Below are 20,370 nucleotides of genomic sequence, written 5' to 3'. Positions count from 1 at the left end.
GGTCACCCGGATTCGCCCGGATTCACCCGAGCCGGAACAACCCCACGACCTTCGACAACCCATGCGCCTGTTCATTCAACGTCGCCGAAGCGGCTGTTGACTGCTCAACCAGCGCCGCATTCTGCTGCGTGGCCTGATCCATCTCCGCGACGCTGCGGTCGATCTGACTGATCCCCGCGCTCTGCTCGCTCATCGCGCCGTCGATCTCGGCAATGACGCGATTCACACGGTCAATGCCTTCCACGATCTCCTGCATTGCCGAGCCGGCCGCCTGCACACGCTGCGCGCCCGTGCCGACACTTGCTTCGGACGCCTGAATCAAGTCCTTGATCTCGCGCGCCGCAGTCGCGCAGCGCTGCGCCAAGGTGCGCACTTCGCCGGCGACAACGGCAAAGCCGCGGCCGTTTTCACCGGCACGCGCCGCTTCCACCGCCGCGTTCAGCGCCAGAATATTGGTCTGAAATGCAATGCTGTCGATCACGCCGATAATTTCGGTGATGCGCGCGGACGACTTCGCAATCTCGTCCATCGTGCTGACCGCGCTCGTGACCACTTCGCCGCCGCGTGCCGCGGCCTGGCTTGCCGACGTCGCGAGCCGCGTCGCTTCGACGGCGGCTTCTGCGGACTGTTTGACGCTCGCGGTCAATTCCGTCAGCGCAGCAGACGTATTCTGCAAGTTGGAAGCCGACGTCTCTGTGCGTTGCGACAGATCGCGGTTACCCATTTCGATTTCACTCGTCGCCGTCTTCATGTTCTCGACGCCGGCCCGCACTTCATGCAGCACCGCGCCGATCTTCTCGACGAAAGCATTGAACGACGCGGAGATTTGCGAGACCTCGTCATTGCCGACAACCGGCAGACGATGCGAAAGGTCGCCGCTCCCCGAGCCGATCTTATCCATCGCGTCGCGCACCTTCGAGAGGCTGCGGAACGAGTGCGACGTAAAGAATGCAGCGACGCCCACGGCAGCCAGCGTCAGCAACACCATTGCCACGCCCAGTGCTTTGAGCACGTTGCCGAGGCCCGCGGTGGCTTCCGCCTTGTCGAGTGCAATGACCAGATACCAGTCGGTCCCATGCACCGGTTGCGCCTTGAGCAGTTTGGCGGCGCCGCCCAGTTCGACTTGCAGCGGCGCGGTGGCCTGCGCAAGCGAAGCGAGCGCATCAGGCGTGAGGGCCGCGGAAATGTCGGTCGCCTGCTTGAGCGTCAGCTTCGCATCCGGATGCGCGATCACCTGACCGTCGCGCGCGACGACAAACGCCAGACTTGCAGGCGTGGGGTGGACGGCGGCCACCACTTCGCGCACGCCTTCGAGCGGCACCGCGCCGCTCAATGCACCGGTCGGTTCGCCATTGCGAATCATCGGTGCAGCAAAGGAAACATAAGGCACGCCCGTCGACGCATCGCCGTACGGCTTCGTCACGATCAGTGTGCCTGCTGCAATCGCTGCCTTATACCAGGGACGCACGGTCGGGTCGTAGTCTTTCGGTGTGCCCGGACTCGTTGAAAAGAAACTTTTGTCCGTCCAGCCGACTGTCGTGATCGGGAAACCGTCGGCGTTACCCAGATGCTTGACGAAGCCTTGTGGATCGCCGTGCTCGACTTCTTCTGCAGTGGCCTTCACGGCTTGTGCCTTGGCTGCCACCCATTTGTCGATGGCGAGCGTATTGGCGCCCGCAATGGCGGTCAGGTTCTGCTCGATCGTCTCCATCGTATTGGCGCGCACCGTGACGTAGGTCGCGGCACCGGAAAGCGCGAGTGCGCCGATGACGGTCGCCGACGAAATGGTCAGAATGCGGGTGCGGAGTGAGGACATCGTGTTTTCCGTGAGGGTGAAAGGGGTACTGCACGAATCGAACGCCGGTTGCGACGCCTTTAGCGCGGTTCTGCCGGGGCCGCGGATCGGGAGCCTTTTTACGGACTACGGCGGAAAAAGGCAGAACTTGAGGTTCGAGGGTAGCGAAGGCACGACGGGCGCCAGTGTCGGCGGCGCGGCCTGGGAATCCTGCGCGCGGGCTCAGAGAACGAATAATTAAGCGGCCACTGCGTCGGGCAATCTCGGCGTCGAGGCTTGCGACCCCTAGCTCCCCATGACCTTCTTTGATTTCTTTTTCTTCGCGCCCGGTTCGACTCCAATGCGCGAGTCACGCCTGCTGACGAGTTTGACCAGCGTGCCGGCAATCGCTTCGAAGTCCTCATTCCTTTGCGACAGATAAAGCCATTTGCCCAGCACAGGATGCGGCGCGAGTTCCGGAAACTCGCGAACAAGATCTGCATGCCGTTCACGTGACGTACACACCAGCAGCCCATTCCACGGTTCTTCGCCATCGCCGACCGAGAGGCACAGCAGGCCGTCCATATAAGCGGCTTCGAAACCGAACATGCGTTTTCTCATGAAGCCCGCGTCGTCGTTCAATGGGTCGAACACCCATAGCAATGAGTTCTTGACGGTTGATCCCATAAGCGCTCCTTTTTCGAAGGCTTATCTTAGAGCGGATGCTGTGAAAGCGCATCTTCAGCTCATCCCAAAAGACCTTTTGCGGGTCCGCTGCTTTATAATTATCGAGTCGTTGGGAAACACCTGGCGACCAGGTTTAGCAGCCTGCGATACAAACCGCACACCCGCTCAGGCGGGTCGTGCGTCTACTGCTGCACGTCTATATTGTCTATGGGTGGGCCGTGGTGGGGGAGCCGCGAGGCTCGCCGGTTTGTTTGTATCCCGGTCTGCTAACCCCGCTACGTGCCCGCTCACCCACCTTGCAAGCGAGTGTCGGGCGATCTGAAGAAGTAAAACAGGAGATCGCAGCATGAGCAAATCCACCAAGAATCCACTCGCCATGCGCCCGCCCGTCGACGCCCTTCAACACGAAAAGCTCGCCCCGTCGGCGTTCGATCTATGCGACCGGCAATTGAGTCAACTGAATGCCTTGACGACGCTTGCGGCCTCGATATGTAGGATTCCTGCTATTACCAGCGATGAGCGGCACCGTCGCCAGACCATGCTCGAATTGCTCGTCGACACGGCGGAACAGTATCAGCGCGAATTGGAATGCGACCGTGCGTGAGTTGTATCAGGTGATCGCGCTCGACGCGAAAGGGGTGCCGCAAAGCCGTATTACGGCGAGCCGTGCGACGCGGCTTCTTGCAGAGGCATCGCAGATAGCGCAGCAGGAGCCCGAGTCAAGCGGGAACGCTGTGACTTTGCAGCATTGAAAGGCTGGGCGAGATAAAACAGCGTGCAATTGCAGCGGGAAACGCAGAAGGCGCAGAATGAACAGCGCCTTCCGTCGGCGGCAAAGCGCCGCATGCCCACGCGAAACCCGCTGTCACTGAGCCGGCGCGCCAGATCCGGTTTGCGACGATCCCGTCGCCGTCGAGCCATACCCCGTGGTGTCGCTTTGCGCCATCGCATTCTGCGCGGCGACGCGAGCTTCGGCTGCCTGAATATCGGCGGGATAGTTCGCATCCACGGCCGTCGCCGGGTTGTAGCCGGCCTGTTCGATCTGCTTTAACTGCGCCTTCACTTCGGCGCGCGTGAGCGGCTGTTCCGACTGTGCAAACGAGGCGGCCGGCGCAGCCAGAACAACGGCGAGCGCGACTGCTCTAATCAGCGTTTTCATATGCTTCCTCCGGGAATGGCGTTCCGATGCCGCAGCGGATTCTCGGCACCATGCGCGGATTGTAGGAAGCGGTTATGCAAGAGGAAACGTCCAATACAGTAATTCAGTCTTGCAGCAATTGATAAGTCGGCTAGCTGTAATCGAGCACGTCAGCCTTTGCAGCGAGCTGTCACACGCCCTGGCGCACACCCACGCAGTATGCCGTGACCTGGCGGTACGTGTCGCCGGGCCGCAGAATGACATCTTCCTGTTCTGCCGGCATATTCACCTGGTTCGGAAAACCGCCCGCTTCGAGACAAAGCCCGGCATGCGCCTGATAGACCACTCCGCCGCGCCCCGCTTCGCCTTTCAACCAGTTGCCGCTGTAAAACTGCAAACCTCGCTGATCCGTTGAGACGGTCAATTCGCGGCCGCTGCCGGGGTCGTAGAGACAGGCGACTTCGCGCAGATTGCCGGAGCCACCAGCCGCGTTGCGTAACACATAGCAGTGATCGAATCCGCCTGCCTGCACCAGTTGCGCGTGCGGCCAGTCGAGGCGCGCGCCAATCGGCGCGCTTTGCCGGAAGTCGAATGCGTTGCCCGCCACATCGGCGAGGCGCGTAGGGATCATGGCCGCGTCGACTTCGAAGAACTGATCCGCGTCGATTGACAGCATATGTCCGCGAATATCGGTGCCGGGGCGTCCCGTCAGATTGAAGTAGCCGTGGCTCGTGAGATTGAGCGGCGTGGCGGCGTCCGTCATGGCTTCGTATTCGATCGTCAAGGTGCCGTCGTCGTCGAGCGTATAGCGGACTTGCGTGGTCACATTGCCGGGAAAGCCGGCATCGCCTTCCGGCGACTCGAGGCGCATGAGCAGAGACCCGTTGTCTTCGCTCACGTCCCATATCGCGCGATGAAAGCCGACGCTCCCGCCATGCAACAGTTTCGTGCCTTCATTGCGGTCGAGCGTGTACTCAATGCCGTCGAGCGTAAAGCGTGCGTCGGCAATGCGGTTCGCCCAGCGGCCAATCAGGCCGCCCATATAAGTTGTGGCCGCAACATATTGAGCGGGCGTGTCGTGGCCGAGCAGAATGTCGCCGAGTCGTCCGGCGCGATCCGGCGCGTGCCACGAAACGAGTGTGCCGCCCAGATTGCTGATGGCGACCTTCATGCCGTGCGCGTTGCGCAGTGTGAAGAGCGACACCGGGTCTCCGCCTCTCAGCGCGCCCCATGATTCGGAGGAAAGTTGTGCAATGCTGATCATGTCGTCGATAAAGAATAAGAGAGTAAAAGCATGCTCAGCCTGGCTCGGAAGCCTGAGTCGAGTTGGCGCGCTCCTGATACTCGCGCGGCGTGCATCCCAGCTCGCGGCGAAAGACCGCATACATGTATTGCAATGACGTGAAGCCGCAGCGTATGGCCACTTCGGCGCTGGACGCATCGCGCTTCGCAAGCAGCGCCTTCGCGACGTCGAGTTTGTGGCGCAAAATTTCCTGATGCACCGTGCATTGCCGCTCGCGTCGAAAGTACTCTTCGAGCGACGAACGCGACACGCCGACATAATCGGCCACCTGTTCCGTGCGAATGCCCTGGCACGCGTACTGACGAATAAAGTGCCGCGCGCGCATCACATACGGACTCGCGAGTGGTTGGTGCTTCGTCGATTCGAGCACGTTGATGCCGACAGGCGGCACCAGAATGCGCCGCCCTGGAAAGCGGGCGCCCCGCAACATCTGGTGCAGAAGGTGAGCAGCGGTGCGGCCCATTTCCTCGGTGCCCTGAATGACCGACGAAAGCGGAATGCGCGTGAGCGTGCGCGTGAGCGGATCGTTGTCGATGCCGATAATCGCGACTTCCTCGGGCACGGGAATGCCGGCAATCAGGCACGCTTGCAGCAAATGCCTTGCACGCGCGTCGGTCACGGCAATGATGCCGACGGGCTTCGGCAACTCGCGCAGCCATGCGGTGAGTTGCTCGGTCGCCTGATTCCATGAAGGTGCACTGGTCGACAGGCCGCGATAAACCTCGCTCTGAATCTGCTCCGCGCTGTGGCCGTCCGCGTGACGCAGATGCGCGAAGGCAAGCTCACGCTCCTGCGCCCAGCGGTTTTGCTGCGCCTGCGGCAGGCTGTATAGCGCGAAATGCTCGAGGCCCGCGCCGATCAAATGCGTGTAGGCGAGGGAGACGAGCTTGCTGTTATCGGTCGCAATATAGGGTAAGTCCGGAGGATACTGCGCCGGGTCCTCGAATGACGAGCCCACTGCGACCACCGGCAACGGACAATCGCGGAGCGCTTCGCTCACGGCTGGATCGTCGAAATCGGCGATGATGCCGTCGCCGTCAAAGCGCTCGATGCCCGCCAGCCGGCAGCGAAAATCTTCTTCCAGAAAGAGATCCCACGCCACGCGCGTGGACAGGAGATAGTTGCCGATGCCGGTAATGATCTCGCGGTCGTAGACCTTGTTCGCGTTGAACAGCAGCGCGATTCGATGCGTCGTCTGGGGTGTTGGCGGACGGGTCATGGCGGTGAGCGGCATGCGAGTCGTCAACCCGCAGTACCTTTGTCTCCTGAGTCCTTGTTTTTAAGCGTCCGGTTATTCTAGGCCGCGAATCGCGCGCCTGGGCAAAACAAAACGGCGGGCGGTAAGAAACATCAAGCACACTGCGCAATTTCGCAATTGCCGATGCCTCGTGCAAGCGGCAGCATGGCGTCACCTTATCGACCGGCCCGGCCATGTCGCACGGGTTGCGGTGCAACATATCCCTTTAGATGGGAAGGAGACGCTGATGTCCTACTTCGAACATATTCCCGAGATCCGTTATGAAGGCCCGCAATCGGACAATCCGCTTGCGTATCGCTACTACGATAAAAGCAAAAAGGTCCTCGGCAAAACGCTCGAAGAACATCTGCGCATTGCAGTGTGCTACTGGCATACCTTTGTGTGGCCGGGCGTGGACATTTTCGGCCAGGGCACGTTCAGGCGCCCCTGGCAGCAGCCCGGCAACGCCATGGAAATGGCGCATCTGAAAGCGGATGCCGCATTCGAATTCTTCTCAAAGCTGGGCACGCCGTATTACACCTTTCACGATACCGATGTCGCGCCGGAAGGCACAAGCCTGAAGGAATACAGCGAGAATTTTTCCCGCATAGTGGACTACCTGGCGCGCAAACAGCAGGACACGGGCATAAAACTGCTGTGGGGCACGGCCAATCTGTTTTCGCATCCGCGTTATGCGGCCGGCGCGGCGACGAGTCCCGATCCGGAGACCTTCGCCTTTGCCGCCACGCAGGTACGTCATGCGCTTGACGCGACGCAGCGGCTCGGCGGAGAGAATTATGTGCTGTGGGGTGGACGCGAAGGTTACGACACGCTGCTCAATACCGACCTCGTGCGTGAACGCGATCAACTCGCGCACTTCCTGCATATGGTGGTCGAGCATGCCCACAAGATGGGCTTCAAAGGTTCTCTGTTGATCGAGCCGAAGCCGCAGGAGCCGACCAAGCATCAATACGATTACGATGTCGCGACCGTGCACGGCTTCCTGCTGCAATACGGGCTCGAGAAAGAAATCCGCGTGAACATCGAGGCGAATCATGCGACGCTTGCCGGCCACTCGTTTCATCACGAGATCGCGACGGCGTATGCGCTCGGCATCTTCGGCAGCGTGGACGCGAATCGCGGCGATCCTCAAAACGGCTGGGACACGGATCAATTCCCCAACAGCGTGGAAGAGCTGACACTTGCCTTCTACGAAATCCTGCGGCACGGCGGCTTCACGACGGGCGGCATGAACTTCGACTCGAAAGTGCGCCGGCAAAGTGTGGATCCTGAAGATCTGTTTTATGGCCACGTGGGCGCAATCGATAACCTCGCGCTCGCTGTCGAACGCGCGGCTGTGCTGATCGAAAACGACCGCCTCGGCCAGTTTAAACGTCAGCGTTATGCAGGATGGGACGCCGAGTTCGGCCGCAAGATTCTGTCCGGCGACTACTCGCTGTCGACACTCGCAGCCGAGGCGTTGTCGCGCGATCTGAATCCGCAGCATGTGAGCGGTCAGCAGGAACGCATGGAAAACATCGTCAATCAGGCTATTTATAGCGGACGCTAAAGAGCATCGTTGCAATCGAAGAAGACGCGCGGGCGTGTCCCGCGCGAAAACAAAAAGAAGCTTTGGGTTGTCGCTTGTCCGGACCTGCGGCTCGCAGCGCAGGCCGTCCAATCCGGTATTCCGGCTATCAGAAGAAGGAGACAGAGATGAAATTCGCAACGCGTCGTACTGTACTGAGTTCGCTCGTGTGTGGAGCGGTGCTGGCCAGCCTGTCGCTTGTCGCGCCGCTCGCGCACGCGAGCAAGGATCACCCTGAAATCGGTTTCTGTATCGACGACTTGCGCGTCGAGCGCTGGTCGCGCGATCGCGACTATTTCGTCGCCGCGGCGGAAAAGCTCGGCGCGAAAGTGTCGGTGCAATCGGCGGACGCCAGCGAGGAACGGCAAATCTCGCAGATCGAAAACCTGATCTCGCGCGGCGTGGATGTGATCGTCATCGTGCCGTTCAATTCGAAGACGCTCGGCAACGTGGTGGCGGAAGCGAGAAAGGCGGGCATCAAGGTGGTGTCATACGACCGCCTGATTCTGGATGCCGACGTGGATGCCTATATCTCGTTCGACAACGAAAAGGTCGGCGAATTGCAGGCACAGGGCGTGTATAAGGCGCAACCGAAGGGCAACTACTTCCTGCTCGGCGGCGCGCCGACCGACAACAATGCGAAGATGCTGCGCGAAGGACAACTGAAGGTATTGAAGCCGGCCATCGACAAGGGCGACATCAAGATTGTCGGTCAGCAATGGGTGCCGGAGTGGAGCGCGTCGACGGCGCTGCGCATTGTCGAAGATGCGCTGACCGCGAACAACAACAAGATCGACGCCATTGTCGCGTCGAACGACGGTACGGCCGGCGGTGCGATCCAGGCACTCGCCGCGCAACACATGGCGGGCAAGGTGCCGGTGTCGGGCCAGGACGCGGACCTCGCGGCGGTCAAGCGCGTGATCGCGGGTACGCAAACGATGACGGTGTACAAGCCGTTGAAGCTGATTGCCGGCGAAGCGGCGAAGCTCTCGGTCGCGTTGGCGAAAGGCGAGAAGCCCGCCTTCAATGCGCAATACGACAACGGCAAGAAGAAGGTCGACACGGTGCTGCTGCAGCCCACGTTGCTAACGAAGAGCAATGTGGACGTGGTCGTCAAGGACGGCTTCTACACTCAGGCTCAGCTCGCGAGCCAATGAGCGTAACGCGCGCGGTGTACGCCGGTACGGTTGCATCGTATCGGCGTGCCCGCGCGCCCTGCAGCGAGGCATAGCGAATGACGCAACCGTTACTGACGATGCGCGGCATCGTCAAAGCGTTTTCAGGCGTAAAGGCACTCGACGGCATCGACCTGACGGTCGCGCCGGGCGAGTGCGTCGGCTTGTGCGGCGAAAACGGCGCAGGCAAATCCACGCTGATGAAAGTCCTGTCCGGTGTCTATCCGCACGGTACCTGGGAGGGCGAAATAACCTGGGAAGGAAAGCCGCTGAAAGCGGCGAGCATACGCGATACCGAGCGCGCCGGCATTATCATCATTCATCAGGAGCTGATGCTGGTGCCGGAGTTGTCGGTGGCGGAGAACATCTTTCTCGGCAACGAAATCACGCTGCCCGGCGGCCGCATGAATTACGCCGCGATGTATCAGCGTGCCGACGAATTGCTGCGCGAGCTCGGCATTAGCGGCATTAATGCCGCACAGCCTGTCATGAATTATGGCGGCGGCCACCAGCAGCTGATAGAAATTGCCAAGGCGCTCAACAAGCGCGCAAAACTGCTGATTCTGGATGAGCCGTCTTCTTCGCTCACTTCAGCCGAGATCGCGATTTTGCTGGATATTGTGCGCGATCTGAAGCGGCGCGGCGTGGCGTGCGTGTACATCTCGCACAAGCTCGACGAAGTCGCCGCGGTTTGCGACACGATCAGCGTGATTCGCGACGGACGCCATGTCGCCACCGAGCCGATGCGCGCGCTCACCACCGACCGCATCATCTCGCTGATGGTCGGGCGCGAAATCAAGAACCTGTTTCCGCGCGAGCCGCATCCCATCGGCGACGTCATTTTCGAAGCCCGCAACGTGACCTGCTTCGACGTGACGAATCCACGCCGCAAGCGCGTGAACGATGTGTCGTTCCAATTGCGGCGCGGCGAGATTCTCGGCGTGGCCGGACTGGTCGGCGCCGGGCGCACGGAGTTGATGCAGGCGATTTTCGGCGCGTATCCCGGCGTGAGCGAGGCGACGGTTCTCATGGAAGGCAAGCCGGTCAAGATTCGCGCGCCTATCGATGCGATCCGCGCGGGCATCGGCATGGTGCCGGAAGACCGTAAGCGCCACGGCATCGTGCCGGGCCTGAGTGTCGGCCATAACATTACGCTGGCGGTGCTGCAGCGTTTTGCATCCGGTGGACGTATCGACTCGGCAGCGGAACTCGACACGATACACACGGAAATGAAGCGGCTTTCCGTGCGCGCGGCTCACCCGATGTTGTCGATAGCGAGTCTGTCCGGCGGCAATCAGCAGAAGGCGGTACTGACGCGCATGCTGCTGACCGATCCGAAAGTGCTGATACTCGACGAGCCCACGCGCGGTGTCGACGTCGGCGCAAAATTCGAAATCTACAAACTCATTTTTCAACTGGCGCAGCGCGGCATGTCGATCGTGATGGTGTCGTCGGAATTGCCGGAAGTGCTCGGCATGAGCGATCGCGTTCTCGTGATCGGCGAAGGCGAGCTGCGTGGCGATTTCGTCAACGACGGCCTCACGCAGGAAGACATTCTCAGCGCCGCGATCCGTCCCGTGCAGCGAGTCCCGAACCCTACCGCAGCGAGTGCAGCATGACGCCCGACGTTACTTCCCAACGCGCCGACGAGACCGCGCCACGAGGCGCATTCGGCGGCACACAGCGCATTCAGCAACTGTTCGCGCGCTACAAGATTCTCGCGTTACTAATTGCCGTGGCCGCGATCTGGATTTTCTTTTCGCTGCTGACCCACGGCGCGTTTGTCACGCCGCGCAACCTGTCGAACCTGCTGCGGCAAATGTCGATTACCGGCATGCTCGCGTGCGGCATGGTGTTCGTGATCATTGCAGGCGAGATCGATCTGTCGGTTGGATCGTTGCTCGGCTTGCTAGGCGGTGTGGCCGCGATACTCGACGTGAACCGCCATTGGCCAATCGGCGTCACATTGCCGGTTGTGATGTTGTTGGGTGTACTGATCGGCCTTTTCAACGGATGGTGGTCGACCTACCGGCGAGTGCCTTCGTTCATTGTCGGACTTGGCGGTATGCTCGCGTATCGCGGCATTCTGCTTGGCGTGACAGGCGGCTCGACTATCGCACCGGTGTCCGACAGTTTCGTGTTCGTGGGTCAGGGCTATCTGCCGAAACTCGCCGGCGATACGCTCGCGGTGGTGCTGTTTCTGCTGCTCGCGTTTCTCACGATACGTCAGCGCCGCAATCGCGAGCGCTATCAGTTGAGCGTGGTGCCGATCTGGCAGGACGTCGCCAAAGTGGTCGGGGCGGGCGCGATTCTCGCGGGCTTCGTCGCGACGCTGGATCGCTATGGCGGCATTCCGGTGCCTGTGTTGCTGCTGCTCGCGCTGCTCGGTATCTTCACGTGGATTGCCACGCAGACCGTGTTTGGCCGCCGCATCTACGCGGTGGGTTCGAATCTGGAAGCGACGCGCCTCTCGGGCGTCAACACGGATCGCGTGAAGCTCGTCATTTTTGCGCTGATGGGCTTGATGTGCGCGTTCGCCGGCATCGTGAACACCGCGCGCCTTGCCGCGGGTTCGCCGTCCGCGGGCTCGATGGGCGAACTCGACGCGATTGCCGCGTGCTTTATCGGCGGCACGTCGATGCGCGGCGGCTCCGGCACGGTTTACGGCGCCTTGATCGGCGCACTGGTCATGGCAAGCCTCGACAACGGCATGTCGATGCTCGACGTCGACGCCTATTGGCAGATGATTGTGAAGGGCGGCATTCTCGTGCTGGCCGTGTGGATCGACGTGATGTCTGGGTCCAACCGCAGATAGCTCAGACGAATAAAGCCGGGGCGTGCAGCCATTTAATGAAACGCCTCACGACTCGCGCACCCCCGGCTGAGTTCGCTAGCGCGCCCGCCCCGCGCGCATACGGCCTCGTCCGACGAATTTAAGTCCGCGCGCGTTCCTCCGTCTTACTAATATTGCGTGGGGAACGCAGGGCGCGAATCGCGCCCCCCATGCGTCTTAGCGGCGGGCAAGCGGGGCAGGCCATTATCATGAAGCGCAGAACCTTCGTCATCGGCGGTGCGGGCGCGGTGGGCGCGTTGCTGGTCGGCTGGTCTGTGTTGCCCGCGCGGCAGCGCCTCACGACCAGTGCGCCCTTGCCGGTGGAAGGCACCCAAACGGCGCTCAATGGCTGGGTCAAGATCGCCGCGGACAACACCGTGACCGTCGTGGTCTGTAAGGCGGAGATGGGGCAGGGCGTGCACACCGGTCTCGCCATGCTGCTTGCTGAGGAACTGGACGCCGACTGGTCGCGCGTGCGCGTCGAAGACGCGCCGATCGACAACATCTATAACAGCGTGCAGAACGTCGTTGACGATCTGCCGTTTCGCCCCGATCAGGACAGCATCACGAAGCGCGCGGTGGTCTGGTACACGCGCAAAGTCGTGCGCGAGGCCGGCACGATGATGACGGGCGGCTCGTCGAGCATCAATGATTTATGGACTCCTATGCGTGAGGCCGGCGCCTCGGCGCGCGCGATGTTGATTGCCGCCGCCGCCGCGCAATGGCATGTACCGCCCGGCGAGTGCGTCGCGGAAAGCGGCTACGTCGTGCATCCATCGGGACATAAGGCGAGCTTTGGCGAGTTGTCGTCGATGGCCGCGCAGCAGGCGCTGCCGCGCAAGATCACGTTAAAAGATCCCGCCAGTTTCAAGCTGATCGGCAAACCGCTGCGGCGTGTCGAGGCGGCGTCGAAGATCAACGGCACCGCGCGCTTCGGCATCGATGCGTTGCCGGACGGCCTGCTGTACGCAAGCGTCGTGATGTGCCCGACGCTCGGCGGCACGGTCGCGAGCTTCGATGCGGCAGCGGCGCAGGCCATGCGCGGCTTCGTCAAGGCGCTTGCTGTCGCGCCCTATGCGGGCGGCACCGGCGGCGTCGCCGTCATCGCGGACAACCCGTTTCGCGCGATGAACGCCGTCGACGCGATCAGGGTGAACTGGACGCACGGCGCCGCGGCTTCGCTGTCGAGCGCCGAAGTGGAGCGCCGCCTCGCGCTCGCACTCGACGACGGCGACGGCCACGCGTACTACCGTCGCGGCGAGGTCAACGACGCGCTAAACGGCGCGGCCCGCACCATCGCCGCTGAATATCACGCGCCGTATCTGGCGCATGGCGCGGTCGAGCCGCTTAACTGCACGGTGCAGGTCGCGGACGGCGCGGCGAATGTCTGGGTGTCGACGCAGATGCCCGCGCTCGCGCGGCATCACGTGGCCAAGGTGCTGCATCTCGACGACGACAAGGTCCAGGTGCATACGCAATTGCTCGGCGGCGCATTCGGACGGCGCCTCGAACTCGATTACATTGCGCAGGCCGCGGCGATTGCGCGCGAGGCGGGTGGCCGTCCCGTGCAAACGCTCTGGTCGCGCGCGCAGGACTTCACGCACGATTTCTATCGGCCGGCCTGCGTAGCGCGCCTCAAGGCAGGCTTTGACAGCAACGGCAACCTCGTGGCGTGGCACAGCGCGTCCGCGAGCCAGGCGATCGTGCCCGACGCGCTCGCGCGCTATTATGGCGCGCCGCGCATTCCGCTCGACAAGACCACGGTGGAAGGCGCATTCGATCAGCCGTATGAATGGCCGGCGGCGCGCGTCGCGCACAAGATCGTGGACTTGCCGGTGCCGGTCGGTTTCTGGCGCTCGGTCGGCCACTCGCATCAAGCCTTCTTCACCGAGAGTTTTACCGATGAACTCGCCGTGGCGACCGAACACGATCCGATTGCGTTTCGCGCCGCGCTGCTCGCGCAGCATCCGCGGCATCTGGCTGTGTTGCAGCGAGCGGCGCTGCTCTCAGATTGGCAGCATCCATTGACGCATGCCGCCGACGGCGCTCCGCGTGCGCGCGGCGTCGCGCTTCACGAGGCATTTGGCAGCGTCGTCGCGCAAGTGGCGGAAGTGTCCATTGGGCCCGGCAGCCGGATTCGCGTGCATCGCGTGATCTGCGTGATCGATTGCGGCTTGCCGGTGAACCCGAATCTGATTCGTCAGCAGATGGAGAGCGGCATCGTCTTCGGGCTTTCCGCCGCGTTGCAGGACGAAATCACGATTGTGAACGGCCAGGTCGAGCAGAAGAACTTCGTCGACTTTCCGGTGGTGCGCATCAACGATTGCCCGGTGATCGACGTCGACATCATGCCGAGCCAGTTGCATCCGCAAGGCGTCGGCGAACCTGGCGTGCCGCCGATTGCGCCCGCCGTGGCCAATGCGGTTTTCGCACTCACGGGCAAGCGCCTGCGCACGCTGCCCCTGAAACTCACATAAAGCGGGAGGCGCAGATGGGATCGCTGAACATCAACGGACAGGCGGTGGCCGTGCAAGTGGAGCCCGATATGCCGCTACTGTGGGTGCTGCGTTGCGAACTCGGCATGACGGGTACGAAGTTCGGCTGCGGCGTCGGCATTTGCGGGGCGTGTACGGTGCATCTGAACGACAAGCCGTTTCTGTCGTGTCAGATACCCATGTCGAATTTGAATACGCAGAAGATCACGACGATAGAAGGACTGCAAGGCGCAGAAGCGCAAGCGTTGAAAGCTGCGTGGGTCGATCTCGACGTGGTGCAGTGCGGCTACTGTCAAAGCGCGCAACTGATGGCTGCTTGTGCGCTGCTGAAGGAGAAGCCGCATCCGACCGACGCCGATATCGACGCGGCCATGAGCCATATTGTGTGCCGTTGCGGCACGTATCCGCGTGTGCGCGCCGCGATTCATCAAGCGGCGAAGCGCCGGCCTGCGTGATGCACCGGCGCTTCGAGGGCAAGCGCCTTCTAGCCCGCCAGCAACTCGAGCACGGCCACCACCGCCGTGAAGATGCCGATGCATCCGCCCAATGCTGCTGCGCTTTTCATGAATGACGACATACGTTGGCCTCGTAACGTGTGGTGAGTGGCCCGTATTTAACCGCAAATGAAATGCAAAAGAAAGTTTGTCAAAAATAAAACGTAAGCAATCGCGCGATGAGGTTAGGGAGCTTTGCTTGTCGCCGTCGGTGCTGTTGCGCTCGCTCCTGTCGGCGTGCCGGCCGCAGGCGCGCTTTGCCGATCCTGTTCCCAGCCGCCGCCGAGTGCGAGGAACAGATTGACCTGGTCGATGGCCACCTGGCCTTCGGCCGCCGCGACCTGCGATTTCGTCGAGGTGAGCGTGCGCGTTGCGTCCAGATCGGAGATAAAGGACTCGCGGCCCGCGCGATACAGCCGGTGCGTTTCGTCAGCGGATTGCGCTGCCGATTTGAGCGCGGCGCGCAACGCTTCGGCGCGAGCGTAATCGGACGCGTAGGTCGCGAGGTTAGTCTCGGTTTCGCGCAACGCGGTCAACACGACGCCGTCGAAGCGGGCGAGCGCCACCTGGCTCGACGCCGCTGCTTCCCGCACGCGGCCGCGCGCGCCGTTCGCGGGAAAAGTCCAACTGATGAGCGGACCGAAGCCCCAACGCGCGGTGGGCGAGGTGCCGAGATCTTCGAGCACGCCCGTTAAACCCGCCGAGGCGCCGATACTCACCGTGGGATACAGCGCGCCGGTCGCCACGCCGATGCGCGCCGTGGAAGCCGCCAGTTGACGCTCGGCCTCGCGCACGTCGGGCCGGCGCTTGAGCAGTGCGGCGCCGTCGCCGACGGGAATGGGCTGCCTGATCTGCGGCAGCTTTTCGCAGGCGAGAGCGGCGGGCGGCAAGTCGGACGGCGCGCGCGCGAGCAGCCCCGCGAGCCGGTATTGCGCGATCTTGCGGCGCGCGGTGTAACGCGGAATGTCCGCGGCCAAGGTATCGACCTGCGTTTGCCCGCGCGTGACTTCGGTCTGATTGCCCCGGCCCGCGTCACGCAGGCGCCGCGATACATCCACGCGCTGCCTTTGCAATGCAAGCGATTGCTGCGCGATTTTCAGCTCCTCGGCTGCCGAACATTGTTCGACGTACGCGCGCACCACATCGGCGACCACGGTGATGCGCGCGAGATCGCCCGCGGCCTGCACGGCTTCGGCGTCGGCCTGGGCCGCTTCCACGCCGCGCCGCAGCTTGCCGAACAAATCGATCTCATAGGCGACGCTGATGCCGACGTCGCCTTCGTTCACGACCGGCAATTTCTCGGTCAGCAAGTATTGTTCGCCCGATTCCTGCGCGCGCTGGAAAGCCGCCGACGCCTTGCCGGAGAACCCGCCTTGCGCCTGCGCGACGCCGAGCGCCTCGCGCGAGCGCGCGAGATTCGCGGCGGCCACGCGCAGGTCGGTATTGGATTGCAGTGCTTCGTCGACGAGACTGTTCAGGACCGGATCGTCGTACAGCTTCCACCACACGGCGGGCACATTGGCGCGCGTGGTGAGCGCAGTGTCGGCGCCTTCGATGGGCGCATTGGCGAGCGGCGTGTTGACGAGTGCCTCTTTCGGCAACGAATAATTCGGGCCGACATTCATGCAGCCGTTGAGCAGCGCGGCGAGCGGCAGCAGGGCGAGTGCGCGCGCGCTCACGGCGCGCAACGGCAGGGACGGCATGCGGCGCGACAGTTTCATTGCGAGGCGCCCGAAGCGATGGCAGCGGGCGCGGATTGTGCCGCGGCCGCCCCCGAAGCATAGGAAGCGCCCGCCGCATGCGAGGCCCGCGTCTTCCCGGCTTCGCGCACCGACACGGTCGCGGTGCGCCCCGCGATGAGGCGGAAATCGGCGGGCACTTCGTCGAGCGCGACGCGCACCGGAATGCGCTGGGCGAGCCGCACCCAGCTGAAGGCCGGATTCACGTTCGGCAGCAGATTGGTGCCCTGCGTGCGGTCGCGGTCCTCGATACCTGCCACGATGCTCTGCACGTGGCCACGCAGCACGTGAGACTCACCCATGACGCTGATGTCCACCGGTTGGCCGATCTCGATGCCGCCGAGCTTCGTCTCTTCGAAGTAGCCGTCGACGCGAAACGAATGCATGTCCACCACGGAAAGCACCGCGCGTCCCGCCGCCACGAATTCGCCGGCACGCGGCGCACGGTCGTTCAGATAACCGTCGACGGGGCTCATGATCGTCGAGCGTTGCAGGTTCAGCCTGGCGGTGTCGACGGCAACATTCGCGTCGGCCAGTGCCGCTTCCGCCTGATCGACGCGCGAGCGGCTCTCTTCGGCGACTTCGGCGGCGACGAGGTTGCCGAGCTTCCGATTGCGCGCGTCTTCGCGGCGCGCCTGGTCGAGCGTGGCGCGGCGTTGCTGCGCCGTGGCCTGCGCCTGGCGCAGTGCAAGCGCATAACGCGCCTGATCGATGACGAACAGCACCTGGCCTTGCTTCACCTGCTGGTTGTCCACGACTTGAACCGACGAGATCAGTCCCGAGACATCGGGCGCGACCTGAATCACGTCGGCGCGCACATGCCCGTCGCGCGTCCATGGCGCGAACATGTAGTAGCCGACCAGCTTCCACAGCACGAGCGCCGCAATCACGACGACGATCAGGGTCAGCAGGATCTGACCGACGGAGAACCAGGTTTTTTTCACGTTGATTTCACGAAACGAGTCTGTGCAAAACGACGACGACAAGGCCCAGCACCAGTACATAGATGCCGAGATCGAAGATGGAGCGATGCCACACGAAGCGATAAAAGCCGACGCGCGCGAGCACCGCGCGGATGGCGAGGTTGATCAGATAGGCGACCAGCATCAGCACCAGCACGGCCGGCACGAATACGCCGAAGATATCGATTTCACCGATCATCGCGGGAACAGGGCAAAGGTGTTGGGCGGCGCATCAGGCACCCGCCTCGCGTGCGGGCGGCGCGACTGCTTGCAGCGTGGCGGGAAAGAGCGACAGACGCAAGCCGATCAACGCATGCAGCGCGTCGCGCAAGTGGCGTGCCGAAGTCTGCGAGGTCGCGCTCGGCGCGTCGGCATTCGCGAGCCCTTGTGCGGTGACGCGCGCGACGGCTGAATCGATCGACGACATGAGGCTCCTCGGCACCGGCTCGCGCGTGCGACGGTTCACGCAGCTTTCGTAATAGGCGCGTACGTCGTCGAGCACCTGCTCGATCGCGGCCGGCGCTTCGCCGCCCAGCTTGCGCGTGAGCCGGCGCAGGTCGATGGAGTTGAACGCGATACGCAGATCGCGAAAGCTTTCGATAGAAGGATGCCGATGGTCGTCGGTCGCGCCGAGCCGCGGAATCAGCTGCATCAGCCGGTCGAGCATGCGCGCCGCGTGATTGCGTGGGTCTTCGATGGGTCGCGTGGAGGCGGTCAAGGCGACGTCGCTCCAGCTTGAGCGCAGCAGACGAGCGGCTGCCAGCTCTGCGCCGAACGGGCGTGTCACGCGAGTCCACACATAAGCGTAGAGCAGCCCGGCGAGACCCGCGAGATTGCTGTTCAGGAAGGTCAGGAAGTTCGCGTCGTAAGCGTCCTGAATGCTGATGAATGTCGCGGTGTTCACCGCGACGAGCACCGTCACCATATTGAACTGCGGGCGCGGAATCAGCGTGCCGACCAGAATGAATGGCGCGGCGAACAGAATCACCAACATCGGGAAGTCGTGCACGTGCGGCAGGACGGCGAACAGATACACGCCTGCCGCGACCACGCTGATAGCGGTTGCAACGAAGAAGCGGAACACCATCGGCGCGGGTTCGTCGAGTGCGGCGAAGAAGCAGCACGCCACGGCCGCCAACGTCACGGCGCTGGCGCCATCCGCCCAGCCCGAGCCGATCCACAAACTGCACGCGAGAATCACGGCTGCTGCGGTGGAACCGGTGGAAAACAGCATCATGCCGCGATCGTAGAAACGTTCTGTGCCGCCAAGCCGCCAATGACGAAAACGCGGCCGCCAGAAGCCTTCTTCACGCGTGATGATGATGCGCAGCGAGCGGCAGTCCTGCCATACGTCGATCACCTGCTTCATGCGCCACAGCGCGCTGGACAGCAGCGCGCCCTCCCACGTGGTGAGCGCGGCGGGCGGCGGCTGCATCGCGGCAACACGCTCGCGCAGCGCGTTCGCGGCGGGGTCGGGATGATAGCCCGCGCTCGCGGCCGGCAGCGGCGCATTGAACCATTTGACGATATCCGCGAGCAGTGCTTCGAGCCCTTCGGGCCACATGTGGCTGCCGCTGTTATAAAGCGCGATGAGCGGATCGGCCAGCGCCGACATGAGCGGCAGCAGCAGTTGCATGCGTCCGCGAAGTTCGTGCGCGCGCGTGAGCAGGTCGGGGCGCGTGTGATCGTACGCGAGCTGGCTCAGCAGCAACTCGAGACCGTTGATGGTGGCCGCGAGCCGCTGCCGCGCACCGGAAATCGCCGCGCCCGCAATGCGCCCCGACAGCGTTTCCGTCGAGTAAAAGGCGGCGTCGCGAAACCACGCATCGGTCCGTTCGATGATGGTCGGCGCGAGCCGGCTCGGAAACAGCACACTGCCCACGATGCTCGCGCAGACAATGCCGAGCGTGATCTCCTCCGTGCGGCTCACGGCAAGATCGAACACACCCGTGGGGTTCGTCACGGCGGGCAGCGCGATGATCGGCATCGTATAGCTTGCGAGCAGGAACACGTAGCTGCGCGCGGTGCGGTCGGACATGGCGAGAAAAAGCAGCGTGCCGACCCACAGCGCGAGGACCACGCTGAACAGGTAGGGCGATTCGACGAAGGGCGGCACCAGCAGCACGGCCGCCGACGCGCCGAGCACGGTGCCGAGCGCACGATAAATCGCCTTCGAGCGCGTGGCGCCGACGAATGGATTCGACACGATATACACCGTGGCCATCGCCCAGTAGGGGCGCGGCAATTCCAGCGCGAGACCGATGTACAGCGCGATCATCGCGGCGGCAAAAGTCTTGACCGAAAAGAGCCAGTCGCGAGCGGAGGGGTAGATCATGGCGCGTTACGCCGGTCCTCAGGCGTGGCGCGACGCGGCTTCGCGCGTTGTGCTTTTGCTGACCTGGTGGAGGGGCTCTGCTTCGCGTCACGCGCCGCACTCACGGGTTGGGGCTCTTGGGCAGAATCAGCGGTGAAAGCGGACAGCACGCGCAAGGTGGCTTCGAGGTCGCTGCGTGAAATGCCTTTGAGCGCCTGTGCACGCAGTGTGACGAGCTCTTCTTCCATTTTCTGCGTCACGGCTCGGCCTTCTTTGGTCAGCACCACGGTTTTGGCGCGCCGGTCCGCGGGGTCTTCGTCGCGGCGCATGAGGCCCGCGGCGCACAACTGGTCGAGCAGACGCACAAGCGAGGGCCCTTCAATGCCGATGTAATCGGCCAGCGTGACCTGACGGACCGCTTCGCCAAGCCGGCTCGCCGTCAGCAGCGGCGTGGCGCAGGCCTCCGACACGTTGAATGCGGACAGCACGCCATGACTCGTGCGCCGCCACTTGCGGGCAGCAATCACGAGCGTGCTGCTGACTTTGCGGCGTAAGGCGTCGAGATTCGTCATGGCCGGTATTGTATTTCCAAAACAATCGTTAGCAAACTATCGAATTGGAAATTTTTTGG

The 20,370-nt window shown here is 62.8% G+C and carries 16 protein-coding genes and 1 pseudogene; 7 read left to right on the top strand and 10 right to left on the bottom strand.

The features are described 5' to 3' along the window. Positions 1–22: 22 nt before the first annotated feature. On the bottom strand, positions 23–1,816 hold the full coding sequence (locus ACEN8U_RS00495) for a methyl-accepting chemotaxis protein (protein ID WP_310111772.1): 1,794 nt from the start codon (positions 1,814–1,816) through the stop codon (positions 23–25). Positions 1,817–2,080: 264 nt separating this feature from the next. Continuing rightward, positions 2,081–2,461, bottom strand: coding sequence for a hypothetical protein (locus ACEN8U_RS00490; RefSeq protein ID WP_310111774.1), 381 nt, complete (start codon positions 2,459–2,461; stop codon positions 2,081–2,083). A gap of 346 nt (positions 2,462–2,807) precedes the next feature. Here ACEN8U_RS00490 and ACEN8U_RS00485 point away from each other — a divergent pair. Then, positions 2,808–3,213: pseudogene (locus ACEN8U_RS00485) on the top strand (hypothetical protein). Positions 3,214–3,326: 113 nt separating this feature from the next. Here the strand turns inward: ACEN8U_RS00485 and ACEN8U_RS00480 are convergent. The 3 genes from ACEN8U_RS00480 to ACEN8U_RS00470 form a co-directional block, all read right to left on the bottom strand. After that, positions 3,327–3,620 carry a DUF4148 domain-containing protein gene (locus ACEN8U_RS00480; protein WP_014972870.1) on the bottom strand — a complete coding sequence of 98 codons (294 nt, stop codon included), beginning with the start codon at positions 3,618–3,620 and terminating at the stop codon, positions 3,327–3,329. Positions 3,621–3,789: 169 nt separating this feature from the next. Next, positions 3,790–4,863 (bottom strand): aldose epimerase family protein, encoded by a 1,074-nt coding sequence (locus tag ACEN8U_RS00475; protein WP_310111776.1) that lies wholly within the window; start codon positions 4,861–4,863, stop codon positions 3,790–3,792. A 34-nt stretch (positions 4,864–4,897) separates the two neighbouring features. Further along, a complete protein-coding gene (locus tag ACEN8U_RS00470) occupies positions 4,898–6,121 on the bottom strand; it encodes a DNA-binding transcriptional regulator (RefSeq protein WP_310111778.1) in 1,224 nt (407 codons plus the stop codon). A 265-nt stretch (positions 6,122–6,386) separates the two neighbouring features. On the opposite strand from ACEN8U_RS00470, the gene xylA reads away from it, so the two are divergent. The 6 genes from xylA to ACEN8U_RS00440 all read left to right on the top strand — a co-directional run bounded on the left by xylA (position 6,387) and on the right by ACEN8U_RS00440 (position 14,685). After that, positions 6,387–7,709 carry a xylose isomerase gene (xylA, locus tag ACEN8U_RS00465; protein WP_310111780.1) on the top strand — a complete coding sequence of 441 codons (1,323 nt, stop codon included), beginning with the start codon at positions 6,387–6,389 and terminating at the stop codon, positions 7,707–7,709. A gap of 146 nt (positions 7,710–7,855) precedes the next feature. Continuing rightward, a complete protein-coding gene (gene xylF, locus ACEN8U_RS00460; RefSeq protein WP_013591535.1) occupies positions 7,856–8,884 on the top strand; it encodes a D-xylose ABC transporter substrate-binding protein in 1,029 nt (342 codons plus the stop codon). 77 nt (positions 8,885–8,961) lie between these two features. Next, the gene (gene xylG / locus ACEN8U_RS00455) at positions 8,962–10,521 is read left to right on the top strand and encodes a D-xylose ABC transporter ATP-binding protein (protein WP_310111783.1); all 1,560 of its coding nucleotides are present in this window, start codon (positions 8,962–8,964) and stop codon (positions 10,519–10,521) included. Beyond that, positions 10,518–11,717 (top strand): sugar ABC transporter permease, encoded by a 1,200-nt coding sequence (locus ACEN8U_RS00450; RefSeq protein ID WP_013591537.1) that lies wholly within the window; start codon positions 10,518–10,520, stop codon positions 11,715–11,717. Before xylG ends, ACEN8U_RS00450 begins: the two co-directional genes overlap by 4 nt. 227 nt (positions 11,718–11,944) lie before the next feature. After that, complete coding sequence (locus ACEN8U_RS00445) at positions 11,945–14,212, top strand: xanthine dehydrogenase family protein molybdopterin-binding subunit (RefSeq protein ID WP_310111786.1); 2,268 nt, start codon at positions 11,945–11,947, stop codon at positions 14,210–14,212. Positions 14,213–14,226: 14 nt separating this feature from the next. After that, a complete protein-coding gene (locus tag ACEN8U_RS00440) occupies positions 14,227–14,685 on the top strand; it encodes a (2Fe-2S)-binding protein (protein WP_310111787.1) in 459 nt (152 codons plus the stop codon). A 224-nt stretch (positions 14,686–14,909) separates the two neighbouring features. Here ACEN8U_RS00440 and ACEN8U_RS00435 read toward each other — a convergent pair whose 3' ends face one another. The 5 genes from ACEN8U_RS00435 to ACEN8U_RS00415 are packed head-to-tail and all read right to left on the bottom strand — an operon-like array spanning position 14,910 to position 20,311. Further along, positions 14,910–16,445: an efflux transporter outer membrane subunit gene (locus tag ACEN8U_RS00435; protein ID WP_310111789.1), complete on the bottom strand. Its 1,536-nt coding sequence runs from the start codon at positions 16,443–16,445 to the stop codon at positions 14,910–14,912. Continuing rightward, a complete protein-coding gene (locus ACEN8U_RS00430; RefSeq protein WP_310111791.1) occupies positions 16,442–17,407 on the bottom strand; it encodes an efflux RND transporter periplasmic adaptor subunit in 966 nt (321 codons plus the stop codon). Before ACEN8U_RS00430 ends, ACEN8U_RS00435 begins: the two co-directional genes overlap by 4 nt. Positions 17,408–17,414: 7 nt before the next feature. Then, positions 17,415–17,624, bottom strand: coding sequence for a DUF1656 domain-containing protein (locus tag ACEN8U_RS00425; RefSeq protein WP_310111793.1), 210 nt, complete (start codon positions 17,622–17,624; stop codon positions 17,415–17,417). Between the two features lie 33 nt (positions 17,625–17,657). Beyond that, positions 17,658–19,760 (bottom strand): FUSC family protein, encoded by a 2,103-nt coding sequence (locus tag ACEN8U_RS00420; protein ID WP_310111795.1) that lies wholly within the window; start codon positions 19,758–19,760, stop codon positions 17,658–17,660. Further along, a complete protein-coding gene (locus ACEN8U_RS00415) occupies positions 19,757–20,311 on the bottom strand; it encodes a MarR family winged helix-turn-helix transcriptional regulator (RefSeq protein ID WP_310111797.1) in 555 nt (184 codons plus the stop codon). Before ACEN8U_RS00415 ends, ACEN8U_RS00420 begins: the two co-directional genes overlap by 4 nt. Positions 20,312–20,370 lie beyond the last annotated feature (59 nt).

The organism is Paraburkholderia phenoliruptrix (assembly GCF_047325075.1).
In the GTDB taxonomy this organism is placed as follows: domain Bacteria; phylum Pseudomonadota; class Gammaproteobacteria; order Burkholderiales; family Burkholderiaceae; genus Paraburkholderia; species Paraburkholderia phenoliruptrix.
This window is presented reverse-complemented; position numbering and strand designations above follow the sequence as displayed.